The 9,511-nt window shown below is 58.3% G+C and carries 8 protein-coding genes; all 8 read right to left on the minus strand.

Annotated elements, in window-relative coordinates; all coding sequences use genetic code 11:
* Positions 1–332: 332 nt before the first annotated feature.
* On the minus strand, positions 333–1,058 hold the full coding sequence (locus tag RFN28_RS33920; RefSeq protein ID WP_320291489.1) for an autoinducer binding domain-containing protein: 726 nt from the start codon (positions 1,056–1,058) through the stop codon (positions 333–335).
* A 633-nt stretch (positions 1,059–1,691) separates the two neighbouring features.
* Positions 1,692–3,098, minus strand: coding sequence for an aspartate aminotransferase family protein (locus RFN28_RS33925; protein WP_320291490.1), 1,407 nt, complete (start codon positions 3,096–3,098; stop codon positions 1,692–1,694).
* A 157-nt stretch (positions 3,099–3,255) separates the two neighbouring features.
* The gene (locus RFN28_RS33930; protein WP_320291491.1) at positions 3,256–3,753 is read right to left on the minus strand and encodes an Lrp/AsnC family transcriptional regulator; all 498 of its coding nucleotides are present in this window, start codon (positions 3,751–3,753) and stop codon (positions 3,256–3,258) included.
* Between the two features lie 66 nt (positions 3,754–3,819).
* Positions 3,820–5,364 (minus strand): fumarate hydratase, encoded by a 1,545-nt coding sequence (locus RFN28_RS33935; protein WP_320291492.1) that lies wholly within the window; start codon positions 5,362–5,364, stop codon positions 3,820–3,822.
* Between the two features lie 6 nt (positions 5,365–5,370).
* Entirely contained in the window at positions 5,371–6,804 is a 1,434-nt protein-coding gene (locus RFN28_RS33940) for an NAD-dependent succinate-semialdehyde dehydrogenase (protein ID WP_320291493.1), read from the minus strand.
* A gap of 189 nt (positions 6,805–6,993) precedes the next feature.
* Positions 6,994–7,920 carry a LysR family transcriptional regulator gene (locus RFN28_RS33945; RefSeq protein WP_320291496.1) on the minus strand — a complete coding sequence of 309 codons (927 nt, stop codon included), beginning with the start codon at positions 7,918–7,920 and terminating at the stop codon, positions 6,994–6,996.
* Positions 7,921–8,040: 120 nt separating this feature from the next.
* Positions 8,041–8,973: an HpcH/HpaI aldolase/citrate lyase family protein gene (locus RFN28_RS33950; RefSeq protein ID WP_320291494.1), complete on the minus strand. Its 933-nt coding sequence runs from the start codon at positions 8,971–8,973 to the stop codon at positions 8,041–8,043.
* Positions 8,974–9,106: 133 nt separating this feature from the next.
* Positions 9,107–9,511: CoA transferase (locus tag RFN28_RS33955; RefSeq protein WP_320291495.1), on the minus strand; the 405-nt coding region annotated here is incomplete at its 5' end.

Here is a 9,511-nt window from a genome sequence, read left to right on the forward strand (position 1 = left end):
TATGTCACCCGTTATCATAACCCGCAGTGATCGCCGCCGGCGCCGACTAACGGCTGACCGCCATACAAGCATCAGGCGACTTCGGGAAGGCGCCTTGGCGCATCGCTTACCGTTGAAGTCGGGCTCCAGCATGTGAAGCACCGCTTCGACATGCTTCATGTCGTCAATGGGCTTTTCGCGTTGCACTTGATTGGCCTGTAGTTTCCGGCCGATCTCGGCATGAAGCTTTGTCGGTACGTAAAGTGCGGGCTTGTGTTCCATGCGCCGGAAGATAAGCCGGGCCCGGTTTCATTTCCCGTGGCGTTTGCGCCATAATACCGGGAGGCTGTTCCTCAGAGGATCGATGAGTGTGAGGAGGCCAGCAGCGTCACCGCCTGAGTTTTGGTGCGCACGCCGAGCTTCTTCTTGGCATTGTCCAGATGGAAAGCGGCCGTACGCTCCTTGATCCCCAAGATGCAGCCGATCTCCCAGGCGGACTTGCCCCTTGCCGTCCATTGCAGGCATTCGTACTCACGGGGCGTCAGCGAAACACCATCCACCGCCAGACCACCTGAAAGCTTGCGGCGAACAGAGATGTGAAAGCACATCGCCATAATCTCGAGCGCCTGTTCATATTGCTCGGCGGTTCGCAGGAAGGTCGGATTGAGCCTGTCTGCCGCGAAGGTCATCGCAGCGAAACCGCCGCGGCGATCGACAAGTGGAATCGTCAATCCGCAGCAGATGCCGAATTCGGCAGCCTCATCGAAAAGCTGTTGCTGTCGCGTTGAAATGCCGGCATTGCCGAATCCCGGCCCCCACTGAAAGGGGCATTCGCTGCATCTTGCCCATTCTATGACCGGGTCAATTTTTTCATATTGGCGGCGCAAGTAGTGCGACGTCCAGCCGGAATGATAGTTCGATATCAGCCGGGGTTTTGTGACGCGATCAGACACCAGAGACAGATAGGCGAATGCGGAAATGTCGAAGGCGCCGGCGGCGCTGGCCAGTGCGTTATGGAAGTCGACTTCATCAATGCTCGCCGACAACTGATTCAGCAAAGTTTCGAAGACGGGGTGCATTTTCTCCTGCGGTTGTAATCAATTGAACCTGGGACTTAGGCGAGAAGACTTGCCCCCGAGATTCGACGCTGGAGAAAATTCACCGCGGTGACTACTCTCCGGACCTTCGATCATATGAAAGGAGGTGCCTGACCTCGACGCCGGCTGCCGAAAGCCGCGGGTCCGAAGCTGCGATTGTGGGCGGTTGCCATGGTGAATAGAAATATCGAAGCTCGATGTGCCATCCGGATATGCAGATGACCTCCTTCCCGAACTGTCGATTGCGGACGCGCTACAATCACGCAAATATCACAAAAGGCGCCCTGCCGGCGGGGAGGTACACCGGCAGGGCGCGCCGCACAAACGCCCCGGTCGTTGGGCAACAGGACAGCGGCGGCAGAACTGATTTGGTTACCGCTTGCGATCGAAGTCTGAAGCATGCTTAGAATCTGACGGCTTCAAGTTTAGCAGTTTCGGTCGGCTCGGCGTAAAACGCGCTGTCAACCCGTCTTCACCAATGGGACATCAATGCGCGACCAGTTCTAATGCCAAGCTGACGTCAAATGTCTGGTCCGTGGGAAAATTCTCCCAGGGACCACCACTTGGTTACCCGGGACGGCGTCGAACCCGGGCTCGCTTCCCTCGGCCGTCTGTTCATATCGCATTCTCGGCCTTCAGCGCGCGATAGGTCGTCTCGATCGATTTCGCGGTTGCGTCGACGATTATGTCGATCTCCTTCCGGGTGATGATCAAAGGCGGGGCAAAGCCGAGGATATCGCCGTGCGGCATGGCGCGGCCGATGACACCGTTCTCGAACAGAGCAGCGGCAACGCGAACGCCGACCTGGAGATCGGGCTCAAACGGGATCCTTTGTTTTGGATCCCGCATCAACTCCACGGCGGACAGGATTCCGACACCACGAACTTCGCCGACGATGGGGTGTCCCGCCAGTTCGGCATTCATGCGGGCATGCCAATACGGTCCGACATCGCGGACATGCTCCAAGATATTTTTTTCCTTTAGGAGTCGAATATTGGCCAGCGCGGCCGCAGCGCAAAGGGTGTGACCTGAATATGTCCAGCCATGGCCCAGTGCGCCGTGCTTCTCTGTTCCTTGTTCCAAGACCGACCAGACGCGGTCGCCAATGATTGATCCGGAGATGGGCAGGTAGGCCGAACTCAAACCCTTGGCGATGGTGACGAAATCCGGACGCATGCCATAGAGGTGGGAACCGAATTTCTCACCGGTTCGTCCAAACCCGCAGACCACTTCATCGGCGATGAGGAGGATATCGTACTTGTCGAGCACGCCTTGGATAGCGGTCCAATATCCTTTTGGGGGCGGAACGATGCCCCCTGTCCCGAGCACCGGCTCTCCGATAAAAGCTGCAACGGTCTCCGGGCCTTCAGCGAGGATAAGGGCTTCAAGTTCATCCGCGCAGCGTTTCGAGAACGCTTGCTCACTTTCCCCGTCATGCGCCTGGCGATAGTGGTGCGGCGTCGTGGTATGGCGTACCAAGTCCAGCGGCAGGTCGAAGAAATTATGAAAGAAGGCAAGGCCTGTCAGGCTCCCAGTGACCAGCCCAGACCCGTGATAGCCGCGATGTCGCGAGATGATCTTCTTCTTTTCAGGGCGGCCTAGAATGTTGTTGTAGTACCAGACCAGCTTGATGTTGGTTTCGTTGGCGTCGGAGCCCGAAAGGCCGAAAAAGACCCTTCGCATGTTTTGACCAAAATACTCGACCACGGCCTCTGCCAAGAGGGCGACTGGCTCTGTTCCTTGGCTTGCATAGACATGGGCGAACGGCAATTCGTGTGCTTGCGTGGCAATGGCCTCGGCAATTTCCGTGCAGCCATATCCCATATTGACGCAGTAGAGCCCACCGAAACCGTCGAGGCTCTTTCGGCCTTCGGTATCCCAGATGTAGACGCCCTCCGCACCGGCCATGATCCGGTTTGGGGTCTCGCCGCGGCTGTGCTTGGCCAGATGCGTAGACGGGTGAAAGACGAAGCTTCGATCCTTCTCTCTGAGTTGCTCGGTTCCCAGATTGCTCAAGCGCATGGTCCCTCTCCTCGCCAAAGTTGGCGGGGCACTCGGCCAGCCGCCTCTCTAGAAATAGCATACCGCAAACGTTGCTCGAGTTTCGCGGGAATGCACGTCGTTAGCCGACGATTTCGCTGAATTGAGGTAAAACGCCGTGGAACCAAGGCTTCGGCGTTCACCGCTGCCTTAGTGCGGACAAGGGGATCGGCGAATTGGATTTCACCGGTTTGGTCACGACAAGACTGTAATATTGATCGATTCCCAAGCCTGCCTGCAGCAGTCCCTCCATGAAATCCTGATAGGTAGCCATGGACAGAGATGCGACGCGCATTAGATAATCGATCCGCCCGCCGATAGCCCAGCAGTCCAGGATTTCCGGATATTTTTGGATCGCGGTCTCGAAGTGTCTTTGGTCCTCGAGGCGATGACGATCCAATACGACCTCCACCATGACGAAGACCATGCCGCCGATGAGGGCCGGACTCAGTCGCGCGTGAAATCCCTCAATAATCCCTGCGACCTCAAGTGCACGGAGCCGCTCCGAGCAGGCCGACGCCGAAAGATGAACGCGTTTTGCAAGCTCGCTTTTTGAAATCCGGCCGTCTGACTGAATCTCTGAGAGAATGCGGAAGTCCCAAGCGTCCAGGCGCGCAGGATTGGGTTTCGACTTCATGACCTTCTGCTCTTAGCCGTTGTCGACAATGAAATTGACGCCAACCAACCGAGCTTGGTCGGAGGCTCAAACGCCAATGTTGCGTGCGATGCTGTCCGCCGCCATGCGCTTGCGCCATTCAAGGGGCCCGGAATTGTGAATGGAGTTTCCCTCAACATCGACAGCCATGATGACAGGCATATCCTGCACCTCGAATTCATAGACTGCTTCCATGCCCAGGTCTTCAAAGGCAATGAGCCGCGCTGACTTGATCGATTTTGATATCAGGTAGGCAGCCCCCCCTACTGCTATGAGATACGGGGTTTTGTGTCTCACAATCGACTCGGTCGCCGTCCGCCCCCTCTCCGCTTTGCCCACCATTGCGAAAAGCCCGGTTTTCGTGAGCACCTTGTCCGTAAAATCGTCCAAACGGCTGGAGGTTGTTGGGCCAGCCGGCCCGACGACCTCATCTCTCACCGCGCGGACGGGTCCAACGTAGTAGATAACGCGTCCCTGCAGATCGAACGGAAGCGGCTTGCCGGCGTCGATCAACTCGACCATTCGCTTGTGGGCGGCGTCACGGCCTGTCAGCATCTTTCCGGACAGAAGGAGCGTTTCACCACAGCGCCACGATGCCGTCTCTTCCTTCGTCAGCGCATCGAGATCAACACGGCGAACGCCGCCTGGACTCAATTCGTCGATTCCAATGTCGGGCCATTCGCGCAAGTCGGGCGGCTCCAGCCTGACTGGTCCAGAGCCATCCAAGGTAAACTTCAGGTGCCGGTTGGCGGCGCATTGCGGAATGAGCGCCACGGGCTTGGACGCCGCATGGGTAGGATAGGTCGCAACCTTGACATCGACGACTGTCGTCAGGCCACCAAGGCCCTGAGCGCCGATGCCCAGCGCGTTAATCCGTTCATAAAGTTCAATCCGCAGTGCCTCCTCCGCGCTCGACGCCCCCCTGGCGATCAGTTCCGCTATATCGACGGGCTCGTTCATGGCTTCCTTGGCAAGCAGCATCGCCTTTTCAGCGCTACCACCGATGCCAACGGAGATCAGGCCGGGCGGACACCACCCACTGCCAAGCGTCGAAACGGTATCGACCACCCAGTCGGAAACAGACCCGCTGGGGTTCAAGGTGGTAAAGCGTGCCTTATTCTCCGATCCGCCGCCTTTCGCGGCGATGGTGATCTCGATCTGGTTCCCTTGTACAAGGTCAACGTGGACGACCGCCGGCGTGTTGTCACGGGTGTTGACCCGTCCGACCAGCGGATCGGCAACGATCGATGCCCGAAGGGGATTGTCCGGGTCGAGATAGGCCTGACGGACGCCCTCATTCACGAGGTCTGCGAAACCGACTGTTGACCTGATGCGGGCGTTCATGCCGACTTTTGCGAAGACCACCACAAGTCCGGTGTCCTGGCAGATCGGCCGCCGCCCGAAGGCCGCCATGCGGGAGTTCAGCAGAATCTGCCCTATTGCGTTCTTCGCCGCCGGGCTCTGTTCGCGCGCATACGCTTGCGAAAGAGAGCGGATATAATCTGGAGGGTGGTAGTACGAGATGTACTGAAGGGCGTCTGCCACGCTCCTTGTGATGTCCTTGCCGGCGATGGTCCGTGTTCTTCTATTCACGAAAACTCATCCAAATGATCCGAGGCCATTTACCATCTTGAGGATTTGAAAGCTTCGCACCCCCTGCTCGCCGCCTTCATATCCATAGCCGCTTTGCTTGACACCCCCGTAAGGCGCATCCGCGGAAACCCCTTTCAGGTAATTCACACTGACAGCGCCTGCCGAAAGGCTGTTGGTCAGCTTGCGTTGGACATCAGCAGTGTTCGTGAAGAAGTAAGCTGCCAAGCCATACTCAGTGGCGTTGGCTTCCTGGATCGCCTCCTCGAGTGTGTCGAACGGCGCGACGGTGAGAATTGGCCCGAACGGCTCTTCGTGCAGCACGCTCGCTTCCTTCGGTACACCCGTCAGGATGGTTGGCGGCCAGTAAAAGCCCGGCCGGTCGAGGCGGGCGCCACCGGTCTCGATGCGAGCGCCGCGTTCGACCGCATCTTTGGTCAGGCGCTGCATGGACTCGATTCGCCTCGCGTTCGCCATCGGACCCATGTCAGTTGCAGCGTCGTCTGGTAGGCCGATCCTGATTTTGCGGACCGCCTCCGTCATCCGGGTCAGAAATTCCTCGAAGAGTGGCCGCGCGACCAGGATCCTGCTGGGCGCATTGCAGCTCTGGCCCGCGCACTCGAACTTATATTCCGAAATCGCCGGTATCGCCGTTGCCAGGTCGGCATCCTCGCATACAATGACTGGCGAGTGTCCACCCAGTTCAAGGATGCAACGCTGCAAGTTATTCGCGGCAAGCATGGCCAGCTGTTTTCCAACCGCTGTGGAGCCCGTGAAAGTCAACACCTTCACGATTGGCGAACCGAGCAGATGCCGCGATATGTGCACCGGAACACCGAAGACAAGATTGACCACGCCGTCGGGGATGCCTGCTTGGCGCAATGATTCAACGATATGGACAGCCACGCTCGGTGTCTCTTCAGCCCCTTTGAGGATCACCGGGCAGCCTGCCGCCAGCGCGGGGGCGAGCTTGCGGGCGATGAGAACGGCCGGATAGTTCCAGGGCGTAAAAGCAGCGACGACGCCGAGCGGCTCTGGGACGATCATCCGGTTCGGCCCCATCGGAATAGGGGCCGACAGCTCTTCGGCATGCCTGCCGTTCCATTCCAGCGTTTCGACGGCACGCGTGTACTCACCTGTCGCTTCGGCAATCGTCTTTCCTTGTTCGGCCGTCAGGTCCCTGGCTGCTGATTCAATCTTCGTTGCCAAGATTCTTGCGGCTGCTACCAGGATCTCGCCACGTTCTTTTGCAGGCCGTGAAGACCAAGCCTTGCGGGCGCGTTCTGCCGAAGCCAGGGCCTCATCCAGATCCGACACCGTCGCCGAGGCCACCGAGGCAAATACCTTCTCCGTTGCCGGATTAATCACCGGCAATGTGGCTCTGCTACCACCGGCCCGCCATTTGCCGTTGATGAAGAGCTCGTGGCTCCTGGCGTCGGACATCGCGTGCTCCGCTTGTGTGAATTCCAGCCATGCGAGTGCCGTTCGACGTTGAAACCGGCAACTCGCTTGAGCCAGTTTCATCGCGACGGTCGCGGCGGGTCAAATATCGATTAGTGCCGAAATCCATCTGGAATCCAGATCGATCTAATCCCATGGCAAATAAGGTCGTGTTTTGTAGATCGACGGCTGTCAGGCCGCGTCAGGAGCCGCGGCTGCCCAGCCCCGGCTCTCAATTAATTCTCTGGCGACCTTGGGGATGAGCTTGCGGACCGCGGAGACGGCCGCGGAGCGCTCATCTTTAGGATTTACAGCAAGCACAACCGAGCGTGTAATCACCGGATCGACGATCTTGACAGTTCGCACCAGCCCTTGACAGGCTTCTTTCTGGACCGCGGACGGGGCCAGAATAGAATGGGCTTTTCCCTCTACGACCATGTTGATGATCGTTGAGAGCGAGTCCACTTCAAACTCGACGTCCAGCGCGCAACCGTGTTGTGCCACGACGTCAGCCACAGAACGCCTGACGTTGTTATTGCGCATGGGAACCGCCAACGGGAACGCATGCAGGTCCGCCAGACATATCGACTCCTCGAAAGGCGGCTCACCTGACGGCACCACCAGACACAGGTCTTCGCGCGCCAAGACTGTCATTCGCCCCACACTGTCCGCGGTCCGGTAGAGAACTGCCAGATTGAAGCGTCCAGCAGCCATCCACTCCTCTAGCGGTCCAGTCATGCCCTCGACCATCTTAAGGGAAACTTTGGGCAGTTCGTTTCTTACCGACTCAAGCAGCGGGCCGCTTAGGACTCGAGCAGCTCCAGACGGAATGCCAATAGTCACCTCCCCCGCCGGGGAAGCAGCTGAGTTGGTCAATTCCACTTCGGTCAGCCGAATTTCCCTGAGAATCGCCCGCGCCCGCTCCAGGAGTTTGGCTCCCGACGCCGTGACACTCACGCCGGTCCTATCGCGTATCAGCAACTGGGTGCCGAAACCTTCCTCCAGTTGGCGCACATGTAGGCTCAGCGCGCTCTGGGCGACATTGAGGAAGCCTGCGGCCTTCGTAAAACTGCCTGCTTCAACCACGCCGACGAAATATCTTAACTGCCTGATGTCCACGATGAAGAAATCCAGCCGCGGCATGATCCCCAGCGTCTTCGTATCTATCTCGAAATGAGATGGCAGGGAAGTCACAAAATTGTAATAATTTCACAAAACTGTAAGAGTATTCCTTTGAAACTAGCGCCTGTCCGGCCGCTGATTGGTGGGTCGGTTATTGCTGGCGAAAGCCAGGATCTCGTGGGCGCGCCGCACCACCGGCGGATCGATCATCTTGCCGTCCAACGAGAATGCAGCTCGTCCATGCGTGGCGTCATCGTTTTCCGCAGCGACGACGCGACGGGCCCACTCGAGTTCTTGTGCGCTTGGCGAGAATGCCTCATTGAATATGGCTACCTGTGTCGGATGGATCGCCAAGGCTCCGACAAAGCCAAGCCGCCGCGCACGCGTCGCGGCTTCACGAAGTTTATCACTATCGGAGAACTCGCCGATGCTCCCTACGAAGCCCAGTGGGAGCAAGCCAGCCGCACGGGCGGCAAACAAAACAGAAAGGTTCGGCGCCAACAGAAGGTCGAACTCAGGGGAGCCGCCGACAGCGGCACTGAAGTCTTCCGGACCGAGCGCCATCGCGACCATCCTTGGATGCGCCGACGCAATGGCCGCGAGCCTTTGCAAGGCGCCCGGGGTCTCGATCTGGGCAAGGAACCGGATGCGTCCCGGCCGAAGGCTTCTTTCCCGTTCAAGTTCGGTAACTGCATTGGCGATCTCTAGTACCCACTCTGCCGAATCCGTCTTCGGAAGAACAAGCGCGTCTACACCCGCTATCACTGCTGCATCAAGATCGGCCGCCAAAGCGCGCAAACCGTGATTAACACGGATCAAAACAGATGCGCCTTTCCGGCCCACCTTGGCCACGCATCCAGGAAGCTGCCGCCGTGCTTCTTCCTTCTGATCCTGGGGAACTGAATCCTCGAGGTCGAGTATGACGCCATCCGCACCCCGCTCATGGGCCGTCTCCACAAAGCGCGGTACGTGAGTGGGTACGAAGAGCAGGGATCTCCAACGTGGTACAGACATCTCGGTTTCAACTGACGGAAGGGTGTCCGCCATCATGGAGTCACCTTTGCAATCATTCTTAGCGAGCGTGACGGCGGTGGGCTTACTTGATGGCCGACGCGCTGAGATGATCCGAGGTACACAGGCTTTTCGCAAACCGCGAGCGCACTCCCCATACTCAGACGCGCGCTCACGCTGACGCGGCTCTGTCGCGCAAAAGCCCCAGAACCTCCTCGCGGACAGCCTCAGTATGAGCGCCAAGAGCCGGAACTGGGCGTAGCGAGGGCTGCTCATAATTGAAAATTGCCGCCGGCGCGATCGTCTCGACGCTTCCTTCAGGCGTGCCAATCTCGACTCTGCGGACATGTGGATGTTTTGAAACATCGGCCACTTCATTCAGTCGGCCATACGCCAGTCCGGCCGCCTCAAGCTCCTGCATTGCTACCTGGCAGGATAGTTCAGAGAACCGCCGTTCAATGATCTTATCAAGTTGCGCGCGGTGACTGAGGCGCTCCATATTATCGGCAAAACCAAGTGCGCGTGTAAGTTCCGGCTGCTTCAGGAACTTCTCGCAAAAACTCACCCATTCGCGATC

Origin of the sequence: Mesorhizobium album, assembly GCF_033977205.1 — a bacterium.
GTDB lineage: Bacteria > Pseudomonadota > Alphaproteobacteria > Rhizobiales > Rhizobiaceae > Mesorhizobium > Mesorhizobium album.

What these genes read in the sequence shown, in the direction of transcription:
- RFN28_RS33920 (WP_320291489.1), bottom strand. Translation starts at nt 1,058, where the DNA reads ATGCACCCCGTCTTCGAAACTTTGCTGAATCAGTTGTCGGCGAGCATT.
- RFN28_RS33925 (WP_320291490.1), bottom strand. Translation starts at nt 3,098, where the DNA reads ATGCGCTTGAGCAATCTGGGAACCGAGCAACTCAGAGAGAAGGATCGA.
- RFN28_RS33930 (WP_320291491.1), bottom strand. Translation starts at nt 3,753, where the DNA reads ATGAAGTCGAAACCCAATCCTGCGCGCCTGGACGCTTGGGACTTCCGC.
- RFN28_RS33940 (WP_320291493.1), bottom strand. Translation starts at nt 6,804, where the DNA reads ATGTCCGACGCCAGGAGCCACGAGCTCTTCATCAACGGCAAATGGCGG.
- RFN28_RS33950 (WP_320291494.1), bottom strand. Translation starts at nt 8,973, where the DNA reads ATGATGGCGGACACCCTTCCGTCAGTTGAAACCGAGATGTCTGTACCA.